Source organism: Enhygromyxa salina (assembly GCF_002994635.1).
Classification (GTDB): Bacteria; Myxococcota_A; Polyangia; order Nannocystales; family Nannocystaceae; genus Plesiocystis; species Plesiocystis salina_B.
Genome location: NZ_PVNL01000042.1, coordinates 108,228 through 126,229, shown reverse-complemented (window position 1 = coordinate 126,229; position 18,002 = coordinate 108,228). Strand labels below are relative to the sequence as shown.

The 18,002-nt window shown below is 68.1% G+C and carries 14 protein-coding genes; 8 read left to right on the top strand and 6 right to left on the bottom strand.

What is annotated here, in order from left to right; translation table 11 throughout:
- Positions 1–1,021: 1,021 nt before the first annotated feature.
- From ENSA7_RS09925 to ENSA7_RS09900, 6 genes are all read right to left on the bottom strand, one after another.
- Positions 1,022–2,278 carry a lanthionine synthetase LanC family protein gene (locus tag ENSA7_RS09925; protein ID WP_181233559.1) on the bottom strand — a complete coding sequence of 419 codons (1,257 nt, stop codon included), beginning with the start codon at positions 2,276–2,278 and terminating at the stop codon, positions 1,022–1,024.
- Positions 2,279–2,412: 134 nt separating this feature from the next.
- Entirely contained in the window at positions 2,413–3,489 is a 1,077-nt protein-coding gene (locus ENSA7_RS09920; protein WP_106088984.1) for a T3SS effector HopA1 family protein, read from the bottom strand.
- The gene (locus ENSA7_RS09915) at positions 3,486–4,541 is read right to left on the bottom strand and encodes a phosphotransferase family protein (protein WP_106088983.1); all 1,056 of its coding nucleotides are present in this window, start codon (positions 4,539–4,541) and stop codon (positions 3,486–3,488) included. Before ENSA7_RS09915 ends, ENSA7_RS09920 begins: the two co-directional genes overlap by 4 nt.
- 9 nt (positions 4,542–4,550) lie before the next feature.
- Entirely contained in the window at positions 4,551–4,877 is a 327-nt protein-coding gene (locus tag ENSA7_RS09910; protein WP_106088982.1) for a hypothetical protein, read from the bottom strand.
- A gap of 19 nt (positions 4,878–4,896) precedes the next feature.
- Positions 4,897–5,286 (bottom strand): hypothetical protein, encoded by a 390-nt coding sequence (locus ENSA7_RS09905; RefSeq protein ID WP_106088981.1) that lies wholly within the window; start codon positions 5,284–5,286, stop codon positions 4,897–4,899.
- A 749-nt stretch (positions 5,287–6,035) separates the two neighbouring features.
- Positions 6,036–7,586, bottom strand: a complete 1,551-nt coding sequence (locus tag ENSA7_RS09900) for a hypothetical protein (protein ID WP_181233557.1) — start codon at positions 7,584–7,586, stop codon at positions 6,036–6,038.
- A gap of 80 nt (positions 7,587–7,666) precedes the next feature.
- Between ENSA7_RS09900 and ENSA7_RS09895 the strand changes: the two genes are divergently transcribed.
- From ENSA7_RS09895 to ENSA7_RS09860, 8 genes are all read left to right on the top strand, one after another.
- Positions 7,667–8,440 carry a hypothetical protein gene (locus ENSA7_RS09895; protein ID WP_106088979.1) on the top strand — a complete coding sequence of 258 codons (774 nt, stop codon included), beginning with the start codon at positions 7,667–7,669 and terminating at the stop codon, positions 8,438–8,440.
- An 83-nt stretch (positions 8,441–8,523) separates the two neighbouring features.
- Positions 8,524–9,039, top strand: coding sequence for a hypothetical protein (locus tag ENSA7_RS09890; RefSeq protein WP_106088978.1), 516 nt, complete (start codon positions 8,524–8,526; stop codon positions 9,037–9,039).
- A 126-nt stretch (positions 9,040–9,165) separates the two neighbouring features.
- Positions 9,166–10,614, top strand: a complete 1,449-nt coding sequence (locus ENSA7_RS09885; protein WP_106088977.1) for a sigma-54-dependent transcriptional regulator — start codon at positions 9,166–9,168, stop codon at positions 10,612–10,614.
- Between the two features lie 53 nt (positions 10,615–10,667).
- Positions 10,668–11,699: a type II secretion system protein GspC gene (gspC, locus tag ENSA7_RS09880; RefSeq protein WP_106088976.1), complete on the top strand. Its 1,032-nt coding sequence runs from the start codon at positions 10,668–10,670 to the stop codon at positions 11,697–11,699.
- Positions 11,696–14,083, top strand: coding sequence for a type II secretion system secretin GspD (gene gspD, locus ENSA7_RS09875; RefSeq protein WP_106088975.1), 2,388 nt, complete (start codon positions 11,696–11,698; stop codon positions 14,081–14,083). Before gspC ends, gspD begins: the two co-directional genes overlap by 4 nt.
- Positions 14,084–16,033, top strand: coding sequence for a GspE/PulE family protein (locus ENSA7_RS09870; RefSeq protein ID WP_106088974.1), 1,950 nt, complete (start codon positions 14,084–14,086; stop codon positions 16,031–16,033).
- 42 nt (positions 16,034–16,075) lie between these two features.
- Entirely contained in the window at positions 16,076–17,326 is a 1,251-nt protein-coding gene (gene gspF, locus ENSA7_RS09865) for a type II secretion system inner membrane protein GspF (RefSeq protein WP_106088973.1), read from the top strand.
- A 128-nt stretch (positions 17,327–17,454) separates the two neighbouring features.
- Positions 17,455–17,970: a type II secretion system protein GspG gene (locus ENSA7_RS09860; protein WP_146157528.1), complete on the top strand. Its 516-nt coding sequence runs from the start codon at positions 17,455–17,457 to the stop codon at positions 17,968–17,970.
- Positions 17,971–18,002 lie beyond the last annotated feature (32 nt).

The window sequence follows — 18,002 nt, the reverse complement described above, 5'->3', positions numbered from 1 at the left end:
ACGTGTGCCGCGAGCTCGCGGTCGGTGAGCAGGTGAACGTCGGGAGCGTGTCGCGGTCCCTGTCCGCCTGGCGGGCCATTTTTACCCGGCGTGCCGGTTATCGGTAGTGACGTTTCGCGTGCCGGTGTCGGCTCGCCAAGCTGATTGATGAAAATGAGAGGGCGGCCCCAGGGTCCGTACGGGCCATTGACCCCGCCGGGTCCGCCCGCTCCACCGGGCGCCTGTGGTTGTGCGGGGCCGCCTGCAACACCGTGGAAGGTTAGCGTCTCGTCGCCGGCGCTCGAGCGGGCGATGATTGCCTGGCCACCCGGCCCTGAGTCGCCGCCGCGACCACCGTTGCCCCCGGTCCCACCCGTTCCTCCCGGGCTCCCTCGCCCGGGCGGTATGGGCCTGGCACGTTTTCCATCCCACCGGCCCGGGCTGCCTTCGCCGCCGGGTCCCCCGGGCTGACCGGGTTGACCGGGTTGACCTGGCTGACCAAGGCCTCCGTCGACGCGCACGGTCAACGATGCGGTGCAGCGCAGGGCGAGCAGCGTGAAGTTTCCGCCAGGACTGCCCGCGATTCCCGGCTCGCCGTGTCCAGGCAGGTGACTCCCCGGCCTGCCGTACCTTCCAACTCCCGCGGCTTGCGGTGGGGGCGTCGGAGCCAGCGCTTCGAGTGCCGGGGGCGGAGCCAGGCCACTCAGGTCGATCTCGATAGATGACTCGGCGTCGCCCATCGCACGCAGCTCGCGGGCAATGATCGTCACGCTCCGACCGGGCAGCCGAAGGTCACCCAGGATCACGACCACGTCGGCGTGAACCACCAGATCCAGGTCTTCGACCACCTCGATAGACCCTTCGATGCCAGGTTGCTGGGTCAGGAGCAGGGGGTCGGCCACGGACAGGATCGTGACGACTCCCTGCGCGACGTCGACATCGACGTTGACGAGCGGGGTCATGAAGCCAGCGGTCGCTGGGGACGCAGCACGGGCTTGCGGCTCCGAGGGCGCGTTGGGTGGGGCGTGTTGGTTATCCTCGTTCATCGTACGACGCTCCCGAGTCCGAGCTGAATTGACGTCATGTTCGCGGTCAGGGTTGGCTTGATCGACGCGTCGCGGTGAGCCGGTTCACGCTCGCGCCGACGCGTCAGCGGATCGCAGGGCAGCAGCGGGCACGGGACCGTTCGATCGTGAAGTCGAAGCAAGAAATTGCCGATTCCGGCGACGCCGAGCATCAGCCCTGGACTCGCCCCAGCACCGGGGACGCCGCAGCCCCAGCTCATGCGTCGCTGGCTCATGCGGGCGACGATGTCGCTGGCGATCCGCTCGACGTGCTCGCGCAGCGAGGGCCGGTCGAGCTGATCCGCGGCACACAACAACAACTCGGCGGTGCCGAACGATCCGTGGCACAGCGAGTAGTCACCGTCGGCGCCGCCTTGCTCGAGCGCGCGGGTGGTCGCGATGAGGGCGAGCTCGAGATCAGCGCGCAGATCCTCGTCGTCACCGAGGCACGCGAGCATGCCCAGGCGCGCGAGGCCAACTCCGGGCGCGCCGTGACACCAGGCTAAGATTGAGTGGGGGGCGGCCTGTTCGCCCTGTTCAGCCTGTTCAGCCTGTTCAGCCTGTTCAGCCATGACCCAGGCCCGGCGGTCCGGCCAGTTTCCGACGCGTGGGTCGAACTGCGCGCGCTCGTATGCAGCCGCTGCCCTCGCGGCCGTAGCGAAACACTCGTCGTCGCTCGCCAGGTAGAGCTCGGCCAGAGCCCATGCGATGCCCGACACGCCGTGGGAGAAGCCCAGCAGCGGGGCCTCCTGAGGGTTGGTCGGGTTCGGCCACGCGAGCCCGTCTTCGTTGACGCGCGCTGAGCCGAGTAGGTGCTGCCCGTGGCCGTCCGCGGCGTCGACGAGGTCGCCGCGCCCTAGCGCTTCGGCGGCGTCGAGCAGGGCCAGCGCAGCGCCGGCGCTGCCGTCGATGATGTCGAAGCTCCAGCGATCGTCGGGCTCCGCGTCGACCGTCAGCCGCCCGAGCAGCTCGCTCGCGCGCACGACCAGTCCCTCGTGCTCGAACACCCGGCCAAGCTCGAGCAGCGCGTGGGCCACACCCGCGTCGCCACCGTAAAATCCCCGCGGGCCGAGCTCCCGATCGTCGAGCCACCCCAGCGCTTGCTGGATCGCTCCAACCGCGGCGGTCCGCTGACGTCGGTCCCCCGTCCGCTTGGACAGGTGCGCGAGGAACAGCGCGATGCCGAGGCCACCCTCGTAGAGGTCCGAGCCAAAGCTGCGGTAGGCCGGCGCCATTTGACCGTTCGCATCGGGTGCGAGCGACCAGCCAAGCCAGGCGCAACGGGTCCCTGACCACACGGCGTTTCGGCACAGCCCGTGACCGATGCGATCGGCTTCGAGCAAGAACGAGTCATGGGGCGATTGTCGGGTCATGCCAAAATCTCCAGTGTTTGAGGCCAGGGTTGGATCTCGGCCAAGCCCGGGCCGAGGTGAGGGCGCGCGAGGTCGAGGCCCTCGGATGCGAACGCGGCCCGAATCGCGCGCATGCGCTGGTCCGGGTCTTCACCTCGCTCACGCCAGGCGTCAGCGAGGGCCTGGGCGACGAGTCGACAGCGGTTGGTGCCGAAGCTCTCCGCCGCGCCCGGGTCGTCCGCGAGACCGATGCCCGCAGCGACGGGCAAGCTGAACATCGGCACGCCGGGATCGAGCAGCCGGTCGCAATCGGGCAGCTCGACGACTAGATCGAGGACCAGAGGCGCGTGGACGCGCGCGACATAGAGCACGGTCGCGTCTGTCCGTGCGTAGCCGACGGCGGAGCACGGCGTCTTGGCGCGGAACGGGATCTCGAGTCGATTGAGCGCGGCCACCAGGGCGCGAAGCAAAATCTGGACCGAGCCTGGCCGGGTGTTGAAGTAGAGCCGGACGCAGTCGAACCGCTCGAGCGTGTCACCGAGGACGCGGCCAAGGACGTGGTAGTAGCCCGGCTGAATCTCGAACGTCCCGACGGTCACGCGCAGGTCGACCGTCGCTCCGACCCGGACCTGAACACCCGGAGCCGCCGCCTTGAGGTACTCGCCCGCGAGCGCGACCTGATGGCAGTCACCCTTGCGCACACGAACGAGCCCGTCGCGCTCGACCTGGTAGACCTCCCAGCCTGGATCCCAGCCCGCGGTCCCATCGGCGATGGTCTGCAGGTCCTCGCGCAGGCTAGAGACGAGCGCGACTGGGCTGGGTGGTCGAGCGACGAGCGTCGACATCACCGCGCGAGTGAGCTCGGCGTCGAGGCGCCGACCGTGCATGTAGCAGCCCTGGTAGAGCAGGCCCCACAGCGCCAGCGTCAGCCGGTCGCGCGGGCCGGTCTCGCCGAGATCGCTAGCGATGGGTCGCGTGAATTCGACGAGCGGCTCCACGTCGACCTCGACGTCGTCAACGCGGAGATCGTGCTCACCCTTGATGCTCAACACCTCGCACAGGTGCGCGAGGATGTCCTCCTGTGGCGTGCTCATGCGCAAGCCTCCAAGGTGCTGATCCGGTCTCCGACGCCGAGCAATCGCCGGCGCGCGCGGTCAGGGTTGCGCATCACGTTGAGCGCGAACTGCAGGAGCACGATCGTCGGCGGGGCCAGAGCCAGATCCGGCGGTTGAGCTTCGATCGCCGACTGGATCAGGCGGGCTCCGGCCAGGCGGGTGCTCCGGTGGAGTAAGGTCGCACCATGGGGCGCCTCGAGCCCGCGTTGGTCGACGTACGCCGACCAAAACGCGTCGAGCTCGGATCGGCGGAGCTCGGCCGCCGCAGTTGCGTCCGCGCTACCAAGCTCTCGCACCCACGCATGCAGAAACCACTGGAGGATTCCGGCAATGTCCAAGGCTTCATCGCCGACGTCGGCGAGCTCCCAGTCGACGATGACCATCGACGCGCTCCCGTCGAGACCACGTGTGAGGACGGCGTTGTCCCACTTCATGTCGCCGTGGATCAGCGCCTCACCTCGCCACTCGTGTCGTAGCTGCTCGAGCTCGCGCCCGAGGGCCGGGAGCTCCTGGATGGCGCGTACGATGTCGACGTGGACCGACTTCGACGGGACCGTCGTCGGGTCGGCCAGCAGGAGCACGGACGGCGGTATCCGGGGCAAACGATCGTCCGCGCGCTGCACGATCGCCTGGCCGTGGGTGTGTGCGACCGCGAGCGCGCGACCTAACGCCGCCGCGACGGCGGGCGCCTCAATCGCTGCGGAAGTCGGACTCACCAGCTCGGTCACCAGGACCGAGCGTTCATCCGCGTAATCGAGCAGCCGCGGGGCGACTGCGACAAGGCGCGGGTGCCCGTGCGCCGCGATCATCCGGTAGACCCAGGCCTCACGCGCGAGCGTCTCGCGGTGCTCGGGGGCCGCGCTAGCGACCTGCTTGAGGAACAGTCCGCGTCGACCGGCGACGGTGATTACCAGGTTGTTGTTGCGGCGACGCTGCTCGTGAACCACCACCCGGCCCGCGACCACGTCGGCGGCGTCGAGTAGGTCCCGCGCCAGCAGGTGGTGAATGACGGTCTGTGCGACGACAAACATGGCGTGTCCTCAAGCGCGGCCGTCAGCCCCGGGGCAGGGGAAGTTCATGGTCCAACCGCAGCCGACCTTCGTGCGCGTGCAGATCAAGCTCCGCGTGTATGGGACGCACACGGGTGGATTGGTCTTCTGACACCAAGTTGCTCGCGTTGGCGGGATCTGCGGCCGCTGGCACGCCAACGGGTTCTGGGTCCGACAGTTGAGGATCGTGATCGCACAGGTCTTGGTGAGGTTTGGCGGTGGTCGGAGCCCGCCGATCTTCGCCTCGGGTTGGGCCATGGGTGGCGGTGCCTCGGCGAACTCGGACTCGCCGAAGTTGTAGCCGTAGCCGTGGTTCATGGCGGCCGCGACGGCCGCCTCACCCAGCGCGCAGATCGACCCAGCCGTGCTGGTCGGTCTCGGCCCAGTCCTCGGCTTCGACCGCGTCGCATCCGGCGAGTTCCGCCGCCGTGCCCTTGACGCCCAGATCTCCCGTTGGCGTCCGCGTGTGATGGGTGAGCCGCGCGTCGTCCCGGACCCAGACGAGCACGGCGGGGAGCCCATATTCGCCAGAGACAGCCTGCTCATGCACGACCGCGTCGCGCTGCCGGTCGACGTACTCGGTCAGTGCGATGTCGAGATAGAGGCGACGTTGGGTCGGCGCGGCCGCTGCCCCGGGATAGCCAACCAGCGTGGTCAGCCGGGGAGGGTCATGGGGATCGACGACGACGACATCGATGAATGAAAGAGTCGGATTTGAATTGCTCACGATTTACCTATGTTGCTTTCGATGGTTCGCCGCCGTCGGCGGACCATTGTTCGGCGGGTGTCTCTTGGGAGTAGCGGAGAGCGTGGACCGGAGCCCTGAGGCGTTTGGCCGGGCGACGTTGAGGGATTGACCTCATTGCGAGAACGAGCGAGCGCGTCCCGCGAGTGGTCTGCTCGATCAGCCTCATCGAGCCGTGACAACGTGCGCGTGATCGGAACTTCGTCCGGGCATGAACCCACGCCCGTGGCGGCTAAGAGATCGCTGCCCAAGGTGAACCAGTCTACGAATGGCGCCTGCAAGCGGGGAAGGAGCCTCGTCCGAGCTGAAAACAAACATGCCTGGCGTCTGGAGCGAGCGGACGGCCCCAGCCCGCTCCACATCACGTGCGCCCGCGTGTCCGCCCCCGAGGCGTTCGACCACGCGCTCACAAAGGCCCCTCCGGTTTCTCCGAGACCGACGTCTGACTCGGATTGGGCGCCCTTGTCACGAGCGGCTCAAAATTGTGCGAGCCCTATCGAATAGCTCGCAATCATGGGGATGTTCGGCGTGTGGGCAGGAAGTACCAACTTGTCGCGCTCGAGGGAGAGGGCCCGGTCCGCGTGGCTCGCATCTATTGTGGTGTCGCTATGATCGCGGGACACTGTTCGACTGCCGCGACTTGCTTGTCTGGTGGAGCTTGGCGACGAGCCCTCCCAGCGGCGACCCGCCCAAACCGCAGACATCCATCGCGGCGAGCGAGCCGAGCACGCCTACTCACCCGGCGCCAACTCGAGCTCGAGCACGCGACCCCCACTCACGAGCTCAACCCCAAGCTCATGCGGCGTGATCGACAACCGCTCCCGCAACAGCGCAAGCCCCGGCCGGCTCAGCAGCTCCCCCGGCAGCGGCCCCGAGGGCACGGCGACCTCGAAATCATCGATCTCACCCTCGACGCTACCAGGCGCCGCGAGCTCGATCGCCATCAGCACCTGCGGCAGCCCGGTCGCTCCCGCGAACAAGCTCTGCTCGATCGGTCGCCCCCGCAACATGAACAGCTGCGCGGCGCCGGCTTGACTGGCCGGCGTAAACTGCGGCGTAAAGTCGGCCTGGCCGAGCCCGGGCAGAGCCTCGAAGGCAGCGACATCCCCAGCCCCGGCGATCCACTCGCGGCCTTCATCGGTCAACCGCGTCCGCACCCGCAGAACCGTGCCCTCGGTCCCATACGGGACCTGATGCGCGAATCGATCGATCAGCAGCGGCGGCAGCACGCGGACCTCTTTGGTCTCGTCGTAGTGCTGCCCCGCGAACCGGGCCGCGAGCACCATGCCCCGATCCACGCGCTCGAGCCCGGCCCGATCGAGCTCGACCATGTAGCCCTTGCGCGGCTCGAACATCAGCTCGCGCGACTCGGTGGGCGGCTCGAGGGCGGCGCGGTAGCGGCTGATCTGCGCGTCGTCGAGGTGCGGGAGCAGGGCGCTGAGCTCGAGGTCGAACCCGCGGGCGCCCGCCGACAGCCAGTCGGGGTACGCGAAGTGATCGAGGATCAGTTCGTCGTCGATCTCGCGGACCACCAGCACCGCGCGCCCGCCATCTTGGCGAACGACGGCGACGACGTGGTCGATCGCCAGCAGCGCCGAGACCAGCTTCATGCCCGCGTGGGGCGGCAGCGGGGTCTTGCGCAGGTAGACCTCGGAGCCGCCGGGGTGACGGCCGAGCAGGTCCTCGTAGCGGGCGACGAACCGCCCGATCCGATCGGTGCGCCCAGACAGGCGCCAGTGCACGCGGGGGACCTGCGTCGTCTCGAGCTGGGCCCGCAGCGGAGCCAGCAAGGTCGAGAGGGCGGCGACCTGATCGGACTCGAGCTCGCAGTCGAGGCGGGTGGGCTGGTCGGCGCAGCCAGGCACGATCGTGCGCGAGTCGAGGGCGTCGGCGTAGCTGCACAGACACCGCCCGAGCTTGCGCGCCTGCCGGGACAGCTCGCTGCGGGTCGTGTGCAGCTCGTCGATCGCCTCGGCTGCGGCGTCGAGCTCGGCGGTGTCGGGCGCCTGCAAGGTCGCGCACACGGCCCGATCGCGCTCGTAGCCGAGCTGATCCAGCGCGATCGGATCCATGGTCCGCGCGTACAGACCAGTCGGCACGGCGGGGCTCGGCACCTCGTCGAACAGGCGTGGCAGCGAGAGGTTGGGGCCCGCGACGGTGCAGCGGACGATCGCAGCGTCGGCGCCGATCCAGTCTGGCGCGCCCTTGCGAACGCCGCAGCTGGCCAGCAGCGCGGCGACACCCAGGATTGCCAAGCTGTGCGCTCGCGGGTTTTGGGCCACGGACGCACAGTAACAGAAGTCCGCCGGCCGCTCGTGTCGGGACTCGGCTGGTGGCCGGCCTGCCTGATAGGCTGCGGGTAGTGCTCCTGCGCTCTCTCGCCGTACTCGCCGCGATCGCGGTTCCGCTGCTGCTGACGATCAGCGCGGTCTCGAACCTGCACCCCGCGATGTTCTGGATCGGACCGCTCGCCGCGATCGCGTGCGCGGTTCCGATCGCGGTCAAGGCCACGACGGCGCGCACCCAGGCCTTGGTCGGGGCCGGGCTCGCGGCGATGGCCGCCGCGTCGAGCCCGGAGCTGCCCGAGCTCCTGCGGATCACGGGCAACGAAGACGCGATGCCGATCCACGATCTGCGCGAGGGTCCGCTGCCCGAGCAACGAGAGGGCTACGTGGCGGTGCGGGGCTACCTGCGCAAGGAGTGGGTGGTCGACGAGTACAGGGTGGCCGACGGCGAGCGACCCGATCAAAACGAAGCGGCCAGCGCCGCGCTGTTGCCGTTGCTCGGGACCAGCGCCGTGATGATCCAGGCCGACGAGCAGCTCGGTCGAGTGATCGTCGCTCGGGTCAGCCCGGCGCAGCTGCCGGGTGCCACGCTGGTGACCCTGCGAGGTCGGCTCGCGCCGGTTGGGCCGGAGATCGTCGACTCGCTGTTCGCCGTGCAGCTCGACGATCAGGGCATGGCGAGCGGGGTCCAGCTGCGGCCCAAGGCGATCATGCTCGACACCTTCGACATGCCCACGCGCGGGCAGGCGCTCACGCGCACGGGGTTGGCGGTCGGGGCGGCGCTGCTGAGCCTCGTGCTGCTGTTGCTCGCAATCCCGCGCTCGCGCGCACCGTCGGCGCCGCAGTCATGATCGCGCGAACGCTCACGGCGCGTTGACCGGACCGGGCGCCGGTCGCTCGTCCGGGGCTCGCAAATTAGCTACAACGCCGCCCGATGGCCGAACCCAGCGTGCCCTCCGGCGAAGTCTCGGGGCCCACCGAGGCCCAGCGCAACGCGATTGGTGTGCGGGTGCTGGTGATCATTGGCGTGGTCTTGACGGTGTTGATGGCGGTGTTTGGGCGGGCGACCTCGAAGGGCTACGACCAGTTCACCGCCTACCAAAAGGCGACCCTCGAAGATCCCAACAACCCGCCGCAATGGCACGTGGAGGGCCTCGACGTCGATGGCTGCGTCGACGCGTCGCTGGCCTGGATCGAGGCCTGCCCGGGGGTGTCGAGCTGGTGCGAGAGCTCGCTGCCGGACGTCATGAACCAGTGCCTCGACACCCGCGATCGCACGGCCTACTGCGACTCGGTCGGCGACGCGGTGCGCTCGACTCGGTTTGGGTTCGAGGAGTGCTCGGCTCGCTACGATCAGATCGAGGGCCGCTACGCGCGGCGCTACGCGAAGAAGCATTGCTCCTTGATCTTCCGGGTCATCGCCGGGTACTGCGCACCCACGGGTGGTTGACAAATTGGCAGCGGGCTCCCGACAGCGTGACAAGAGTGCGCCGACGGGAGCTCATGTCACGCCTCAAGTATTTGATTTCACATGTAAAAGCCATCGGTGTCATACTTGCTAGACGGACACCCGACGATGCACGAAGCCACCGCGCAGACCGTCCTCGTCGTCGACGACGAGGCCAACATTCTCGAGGCCCTGCAAAAGGTGCTGACCAAGGAAGGCCTCGAGGTCCTGACCGCGGGCAATGGCCGGCAAGCCCTCGAGATCCTCCGTAAGCAGCCGGTTCGCGTGATGATCACCGACCTGCGGATGCCCGGCATGACCGGCGACGATCTGCTCAAGGCGGTCAAGGCGATCACCCCAGAGGTCGAGGTCATCGTGATGACCGCCTACGGGACGATCGAGAACGCGGTCGAGGCCATGAAGCTCGGCGCGTACGACTTTGTCAGCAAGCCGCTCAAGCGCGCGTCGGTGATCTCGGCGGTCCGCAAGGCGCTCGACAAGCAGGCGTTGGTCGCCGAGAACCGCGAGCTCAAGGCCCAGCTCGCGGCCGCGACCACCCGCTCGATCGTCGGCAACTCGCAGGTCATGCGCGCGACCCTGGAGATGGCCCGGCAGGCCGCGAACTCGTCGGCGACCGTGCTGTTGCTCGGCGAGAGCGGGACCGGCAAGGAGCTGCTCGCGCGCTACATCCACGAGCACAGCCCGCGGGTTCGCAAGCCCTTCGTTGCGACCAACTGCGCGGCGCTGCCCGAGTCGATCCTCGAGTCCGAGCTGTTCGGCCACGAGAAGGGCTCGTTCACGGGCGCGGTGCGGTCTCGGGCGGGTCGGTTTCAAGAGGCGGACGGCGGCAGCTTGTTCCTCGACGAGATCGGCGAGATCCCGCTGCAGGTCCAGGTCAAGCTGCTGCGGGCCCTGCAAGAGGGCGAGGTCGAGCCGGTCGGTGGTCGCACGACCTCGGTCGACTTTCGCCTGGTCTGCGCGACCAACCGCGAGCTCGTCGACGAGGTCAAGGGCGGGCGGTTCCGCGAGGACCTGTACTACCGGATCAACGTGGTCCCGATCCGGATCCCGCCGCTGCGCGATCGCCTGGAGGACGTGCCGCTGCTCGTCGATCACTTCTGGCGGATGTACGCCGTGCGCCACGGCAAGGCGATCGAGGGCATGAGCGACGAGGCCGTCGAGCTCATGACCTGCTACGGCTGGCCGGGCAACGTCCGCGAGCTCGAGAACGCGATCGAGCGGGCGGTCGTGCTGTCCCGCGGGCCGGTGATCCAGGCCGATGATCTGCCGCCAGAGTTGCGCGATCCTCAGGCGGGCCACGGGCGACAGTTGACCTTCTCGGTCGGCACGCCGCTCGAGGAGGTCGAGCGCCGCATGATCATGGAGACCCTCAAGTTCACCCGCGGCGACAAGCGCCTGGCCGCCGACCTGCTCGGCATCGCGACGCGCACGATCTATCGCAAGCTCGAGTCCGGGCAGATCCGCGACGAGAGCTACACCCCGCACCGGGACAAGTCGCCGAGCGGGGGCCAGACCGTCAGCACCGACGAGACCGATCCCAAAGGCGTGATCCACTGAGTTCCTGACCGCTGCAAGCGACGTTTCGGGGTCCAAGAGAACGGGACACGGCGATGGAGAACCTGCTCAAGAAATACTTTTGGCTGATCAAGCTGGTCGGCGTGGCGATCGCGGTGATCTTCGCCGCGAGCGCAGGCGTCAACATGGTGGTCAGCAAGCTCGCGCTCGAGCCCGCTGGCGAGACCATCGCCGAGGAGTCGGGGGAGACCGAGGGGGAGACCGAGGGCGACGACGAGGACGAAGACGAGCTCCGCGCGCGTCAGGCCCGAATGCTGGACTCGCTCGCCGGGGTGAGCGATACGACCGCCTCGCGCAAGCAAGCGGTGGCCAACATGGTCGTGACCGGCAACATCTTCTGTCCCACCTGTGCGCCCGAGCCCGAGCTCGACGAAGACGACGATCCCTCGTCGCTCTCGGGCCCAGTGCGACCCGGCGAGATCAGGAGCCGACTGCCCTTGATGTTGCTCGCAACCATGGAGTCCGACGACCCGGCCTACTCGATGGCGACGATCCTCCACACCGACAGCAACACGCTCGCGCCCTACAGCCCGAACGACACGGTCCGGGCTGGGGTGGTCGTGACGTCGGTCGAGCGCGGTCGGGTCGTGTTCCGCAACGGCGCGCAGATGGAGTACATCGAGCTCGGCGCCGCCCCGCCGCCTCAGGTCACGGCCACGGCCACGGCCGCGACCTTGCCCAAGCCGCCCGACCCCAACAGCCGGGAGATCGACGGCGCGCTCGAGGCGATCAGCTGCGACTCGGACTTCAACAGCTGCACGGTCGACAAGGCGTTCGTCGAGAAGCTGCTCGCCAACCCGGCGCAGCTGACCAAGCAAGCCCGGATCGTGCCCGCGGTCCGCGACGGCGAGACCAAGGGCTACAAGTTCTACGGCATCCGACCTGGAAGCCTCCCCAAGCTGCTCGGCATGAAGAACGGCGATCTGTTGACCTCGGTAAACGGTCAGCAGCTCGAGTCGCTCGATCAGGCCATGGACCTGTACACCAAGCTCCGTCGCGCGTCGCACCTGTCGGTGACGATCGAGCGCAAGGGGCAGCAGGTTCAAAAGGAAATTGACATCAAATGAGCATTCATCGAACCGTTTGCACGCCGCGAGGCTCGGAGCCGTCGTTGCGTCGGGTGCTGGCCTGCTTCATCACGGCGCTGGCCTTGTGCGTGACCTCGCTGCCTGTGTTCGCGGCTCCACCCGGGCGCTCCACGGCCCCGCCAACCGCGACGGCGCCACCCACGACTGGGACCGCTGGTACCGCGCCGAGCGGCGGCGAGATGAGCGGCGACGAGGCCGGCCTCGGGCCCAACATGTGCAAGAAGTGGCCGGCCGACAAGAAGTTCACGATCACGATCCCGCGTGAGGCCGAGCTCGAGCAGCTGGTCCAGTGGATGATGACGATCTCGTGCCAGAAGTTCATCTGGAACGCGAAGATCCGCAGCGGCAAGGTCACGATCCTGTCCCCGGTCCAGGTCTCGCTGCGCGAGGCGTACGCGGCCTTCTACGCCGCGATCGAGAGCATGGGCCTGACCGTCGAGCCGGCCGGCGACTACTTCAAGATCGTCGAGAGCACCGACGCCAAGTCGCTCAACCTGCCGGTCTACGAGGACGGCAAGCCGGTCCCCAACAACGACCGGTTCGTGACCCAGCTGATCCAGGTCCAGCCGGAGAACGTCAAGGACATCACCGACCTCGCCAACAAGCTCAAGGGCAAGCAGGGCGACGTGCAGGTGGTCGGCAACATGTTGATCGTCACCGACCGCGGCTCGGTCGTGCGACGGCTGCTCAAGATCATCACGGAGGTCGACACGGGCGCGGCCGAGAACGGCGAGAAGATCTTCTTCTATCAGCTGCAGTACGCCGACGCCGAAGAGGTCGCGCAGATCATCCGCGACGTGTTCGGCGAGGGTGCCGGCGGCGGCGGCAAGGGTGGCAAGGGCGCGGCCGCGGCGGCCGGCGAGGCCAACTTCTCGCGGGTGATCGTCGACGAGCGCACGGGCACGCTAATCATCACGACCACGGCGAGCGACTACGTCACGATCTTGCGCCTGGTCCAGCAGCTCGACGTGCGGCTTCCGGGCGGCGGCGGGCGCATCCACGTCAAGCGCCTGCGCAACGCGGATCCCAAGGAGCTCGCCACCGTGCTGCAGAGCCTGGTCCAGGGCGGGCCGGGTGGTGCGGGCGCGGCCCAGACCCGCGGCAAGGGGGCCAGCGAGGGCGGCGTGGGCGTCGAGCTGTTCTCGGGCGACGTCAAGATCACCGCCGACGAGGCCACCCGCTCGCTGGTGATCGTGGCGTCGGCGGCCGACTACACCAGCCTCGAGCCGGTCATCGACGAGCTCGATCGCGATCGCAAGCAGGTCTACCTCGAGATCTATCTGCTCGAGGCCTCGGTCGGGCGCACGCTGACGACCGGCGCTGGGGCTCACTTCGCCGGCCAGTTCAACACGGCCGGCGGGCAGGGCGTGGGCCTGGTGAGCTCGTCGCCCTCGGCAGACGTGAGCTCGCTGGTGCTGTCGCCCCAGGCGCTCCAGGGTCTGGCCGGCGGCGTGCTCGGTCCGCTGCTGACTGGCTCGGGCCAGCTGCTCGGCACCCCCAACGACATCCCCGCGTTCGGCGTGGTGCTGCAGGCGATCCAGAGCAACGAAGACGTCAACGTGGTCGCCGAGCCGCACATCTACACGGCCGACAACAAAGAGGCGCAGATCGAGGTCGGTCGCAAGGTCCCGACCCCGGGCGCGCTGCAGTTCGGTGGCGGTGGCCAGGGCACCTCGCTGACGCCGCTGCAGTCGATCAGCCGCGAGGACGTGACGCTCGACATCAAGGTCACGCCGCACGTGAAGGACGACACCTCCTTGACCCTCGACATCGAGCTCGAGGACCGCGACCTGGTCAGCACCCACCCGACGCTCGGCGTGACCACGACCAAGCGTCGGATCAAGCTCGAGAACGTGCTGGCCCGCGATGATCTGCCGCTGGTGCTCGGTGGCTTGATGCGCGAGCGCGAGATCGAGAACACCGAGCAGGTGCCTGGGCTCGGCTCGATCCCGATCCTCGGCTGGCTGTTCAAGCGACGGGTCAAGAAGAAGGAGAAGATCAACCTGTTGATCATCCTGATCCCGCACGTGGTCGAGACCGCCGACGACATCCGCAGGATCCACGAGCGACGCACCCGCGAGCGCTACGAGTTCCTCGAGCGCGAGACCAGCTTCAAGCGCCGCGACCTGGCGACCAACGTCAACTACCGGAGCAAGGCCGGGCTGCTGGCCAACATCGACCGCGAGGCGCGGCGCCTCGAGTCCGAGGAGCTGCTGCTGCGCCAGGCCGAGGCCGAGCTCACCGCCGATCGGATCACCGGTGAGATCGGCATGAGCCCGCGCCCCGCCGACGAGGGCGAGGACGAGACCAGCGCGGCCAAGCCCAGGCCCAAGCCCCGGCCCTCGGCCGGCACCACCAAGTAGATGAGCGAGCCCAAGCAAGCAGCACGGCGACCGCCGCCACCACCGCCACCGCGACCTCCCACGCAGGCCAGCGCAGGGGAGGCCGCGTCGCCGTCGTCCACGCCGTCGCCGTCGCCGTCGTCCTCACCGTCGCCGTCGGCCTCGTCCTCGCAGGTCGCCGCGCCGACGAGGTATCAGCTCGAGCGTCGGCCGATCGGCGAGCTCCTGCTCGAGGCTGGCGTGATGCGCCCCGAGCAGCTCGCCGAGGCGCTCTCGGCCCAGCACCTCGAGGACGAGCGGGTCGGCGAGACTTTGGTCCGGCTGGGGCACTGCACCGAGCTCGACGTGACCCGGGCGCTGGCGAGGCAGTTTGGGCTGCCGGTCAACTTCGAGCTGAGCGACGAGGACGTCGACGACTCGCTGATCGAGCAGCTCCCGATCGGCTACGCGCGCGGCAACCTGGTCCTGCCGTGGCGGCTGGATCGCGGCGATGATCGGCTCGATGTGCTGGCCGCCGATCCGCTCAAGCTCGACGAGATCGACGATCTCTCCACGGTCTACGACGCCGAGGTCGAGGTCTGGCTGACCACCCAGACCCGGGTGCTCGAGCTGATCAACAAGACCTACTCGAAGCGGACCAAGGACGTCGACCTCGAGAAGAAGGCCGACGAATACGGCGAGGAGGACGAGGACATCCTCCACGCCTCGGCCGAGGACGCGCCGATCATTCGGTTCGTCAACTCGCTGATCTTCAACGCCTCGAAGGCCAAGGCGTCGGACATTCACATCGAGCCGGGCGACCGGGAGATCGTGGTCCGCTACCGGGTCGACGGCGTGCTCAAAGAGGTCCGCCGCGCGCCCAAGGGCCACATGTCGAGCATCATCGCTCGCGTCAAGATCATGGCCGGGCTCAACATCGCCGAGAAGCGGCTGCCGCAGGACGGCCGGATCCGCCGCAAGATCGCCGGCAAAGAGGTCGACATGCGCGTGGCCTCGGCCCCGGTCAGCCACGGCGAGCGGATCACGATTCGCTTGCTCGACAAGTCGGCGGTCATGCTCGATCTCGACAGCATCGGGATCGCCACTGACCACCTTCGGATCGTGCGCGAGACCATCCACCGGCCGCACGGGATCTTCCTGGTCACGGGTCCGACCGGCTCGGGCAAGACCACCACGCTGTACTCGGCGCTGTCGGAGATCAACACGCCCGACCTCAACATCCTCACGGTCGAGGACCCGGTCGAATTTCAGCTCGAGGGCATCTCGCAGGTCCAGGTCAACTCGAAGATCGATCTGACCTTCGCTCGCGGGCTGCGCTCGTTCCTGCGCCACGACCCCGACGTGATCATGGTCGGCGAGATCCGTGACATCGAGACCGCCGAGATCGCGATCCAGGCCTCGCTGACCGGCCACTTGGTGCTTTCCACGATCCACACCAACGACGCGGCGACCGGGATCACCCGTCTGGTCGACATGGGCGTGCAGCCGTTCCTGGTCGCGAGCTCGCTGGTCGCCCTGCAGGCTCAGCGCTTGATCCGGCGGGTCTGCCCGCTGTGCTGCAAGGCCGTCGCGCCGGATCCCAAAGAGCTCGAGATGATGGGCGTGATCCCAGACGCGTTCTTCGCTGGCGAGCCCTCGCTGCGGGTCCCCGTCCGCGACAAGCATGGCGCCGCGATCCCGATCGTCGCGCCCGACGGCTACGAGTTGCCGCCGCGCGGGAAGCTGTGGTCGGCCGTCGGCTGCGACAAGTGCAACGACTCGGGCTATCGGGGCCGAACGGGCGTCTACGAGGTGCTGTCGGTGACCGAAGAGATCCGCCGCCTGGCGATCCGCAACGCCAGCGGGGCCGAGATCAAGCGCGCCGCGATCGCCCAGGGCCTGCGGACCCTGCGGGACGACGGGGCGCACAAGGTGCTCTCGGGGATCTCGACGATCGACGAGGTCCTGCGCGTCACCGCGGAGGAAGCCTAAATGTTCACCTCCACCAACCGCCTGGGGGGAGCCGCCTGAGTCATGCCCGCGTACGCCTATACGGGACTCAACCCGGGTGGCAAGACCATCAAGGGGATCGAGACGGCCGACAGCGTGCCGGCGCTCAAGGCGTTGCTCAAGCGCCAGGGCGTGTACCTGACGGCGGTCACCGAGGCCACGCGCGGGGCCTCGGCTGGCGGCGCGACCGGGGCCAGCGGCGGCGGGCGCGAGATCGATCTGGGCCAGCTCTTCGATCGGATCCGACCCAAGGACGTCGCTGGCGTGACGCGGCTGATGAGCACCTTGTTGTGCGCAGGCGTCACGCTGCCCGAGTCGCTGCTGGCGCTGACGGATCAGGTCGAGAGCCCGCGGTTCAAGAACGTGCTGTCCGACGTCGGCACCAAGGTCAACGAGGGCTCCTCGCTGGCCGACGCGCTGGCCGGCCACCCCAAGGTGTTCAGCAAGCTCTACATCAACATGGTCCGCGCGGGTGAGGCCTCGGGCTCGCTCGAGACCGTGCTGATCCGCATCGCCGACTTCATGGATCAGCAAGAGGAGCTGCGCGGCAAGGTCACGACCGCGATGTTCTACCCGCTGGCGATGGGCCTGGTCGGGGTCGGCGTGGTGACCTTGCTGATGGTCAAGGTGGTCCCCGGGATCGCCGAGATGTTCGCGGGCCAGGGCGCCGAGCTGCCGTTCACGACCCGCTCGCTCATCACGATCTCGGCGGTGGTCTCGGGCTACTGGTGGCTGCTGATCCTGCTGCTCGTCGGCGCCGTCTACGGGTTTCGAAAGTGGCACTCGACCCCGACCGGCCGCGAGCTGACCGATCGCTTCATCTTGCGGATGCCGGTCGTCGGCGGGCTCGCGCGCAAGATCGCCATCGCTCGGTTCGCGCGCACGCTCTCGACCATGCTCGCGAGCGGCGTGCAATTGTTGCAGGCGCTCGACATCGTGCGCAGCCTGCTCGGCAACGTGGTCCTGGAAAAAGTGCTGACCACGGCCCGCGACGAGATCCGCGAGGGCGCTGGCATCGCCCCCTCGCTCAAGCGCAGCGGGCAGTTCCCGCCGCTCGTGACCCACATGATCGCGGTTGGCGAGCGCTCGGGCCAGCTCGAGCAGATGCTCACCGATCTCGCCAATGCCTATGACCGCGAGACCTCGGCGGCGATCACCCGCGCGACCGCCGTGCTCGAGCCGATCATGATCGTCGCAATGGGCGGCAGCGTTGGCTTCATTGTCTTCGCGATCATGACGCCCATCCTACAGATGAACCAAATGGGGGGTCAGTGACACCCCGACAGCGCGCGGACGTCCGCGCCGACGATTTGACAAACGACCGCGAGGACGTTGCATCCGCGCAGCACCTTGCCACGATCTCAACCAGCGCAGTCAGCCCCTTGGGCTTGGAGACAGACGCCATGCTGAACACCGTGATGACCACCGAAGCCAACCCCACCCTCGAGTTGGGTCTAGAGCCCACCTCCGACGCCTCTGACCTCACGCCCACGCCCACGGCGCTGTACCGCGCAGCGGCAGCCCGCAGCAGCCGCGGCATGACGCTGATCGAGATCCTCGTCGTGTTGGCGATCATCGGATTGATCATGGGCGGCGTGGCGATCGTCGCGTTCAACGCCTTCGACGACGCCAAGACCAAGACGGCCGCCAAGGACATCGGGACGCTGGCGCAGAGCGTGGAGATGTATCGGCTGCAGAAGAACAAGTGCCCGAAGACGGCGCAGGACATCAAGGCCGCAGGCATCCTTCAGAAGGTCACCAAGGACCCGTGGGGCGGCGACTACGTGATCAAGTGCCCCGGTGAGCACGGTCCGGTGGACATCTCCTCGGGCGGCAAGGACGGCGACATCGCGACCGAAGAGGACAACATCAACTCTTGGGACGAGAACATCGGCGAGACCCCCGAAGAAGAGAGCTGATCACCGCGAGCTGATCATCCGGGCGCAATTTA

Coding starts and splice junctions, on each gene's coding strand:
- ENSA7_RS09925 (WP_181233559.1), bottom strand. CDS start 2,278: ATGGCGCCGGCCTACCGCAGCTTTGGCTCGGACCTCTACGAGGGTGGC.
- ENSA7_RS09920 (WP_106088984.1), bottom strand. CDS start 3,489: ATGAGCACGCCACAGGAGGACATCCTCGCGCACCTGTGCGAGGTGTTG.
- ENSA7_RS09915 (WP_106088983.1), bottom strand. CDS start 4,541: ATGTTTGTCGTCGCACAGACCGTCATTCACCACCTGCTGGCGCGGGAC.
- ENSA7_RS09910 (WP_106088982.1), bottom strand. CDS start 4,877: ATGAACCACGGCTACGGCTACAACTTCGGCGAGTCCGAGTTCGCCGAG.
- ENSA7_RS09890 (WP_106088978.1), top strand. CDS start 8,524: ATGGCCGAACCCAGCGTGCCCTCCGGCGAAGTCTCGGGGCCCACCGAG.
- ENSA7_RS09885 (WP_106088977.1), top strand. CDS start 9,166: ATGCACGAAGCCACCGCGCAGACCGTCCTCGTCGTCGACGACGAGGCC.
- gspC (WP_106088976.1), top strand. CDS start 10,668: ATGGAGAACCTGCTCAAGAAATACTTTTGGCTGATCAAGCTGGTCGGC.
- gspD (WP_106088975.1), top strand. CDS start 11,696: ATGAGCATTCATCGAACCGTTTGCACGCCGCGAGGCTCGGAGCCGTCG.
- ENSA7_RS09870 (WP_106088974.1), top strand. CDS start 14,084: ATGAGCGAGCCCAAGCAAGCAGCACGGCGACCGCCGCCACCACCGCCA.
- gspF (WP_106088973.1), top strand. CDS start 16,076: ATGCCCGCGTACGCCTATACGGGACTCAACCCGGGTGGCAAGACCATC.
- ENSA7_RS09860 (WP_146157528.1), top strand. CDS start 17,455: ATGCTGAACACCGTGATGACCACCGAAGCCAACCCCACCCTCGAGTTG.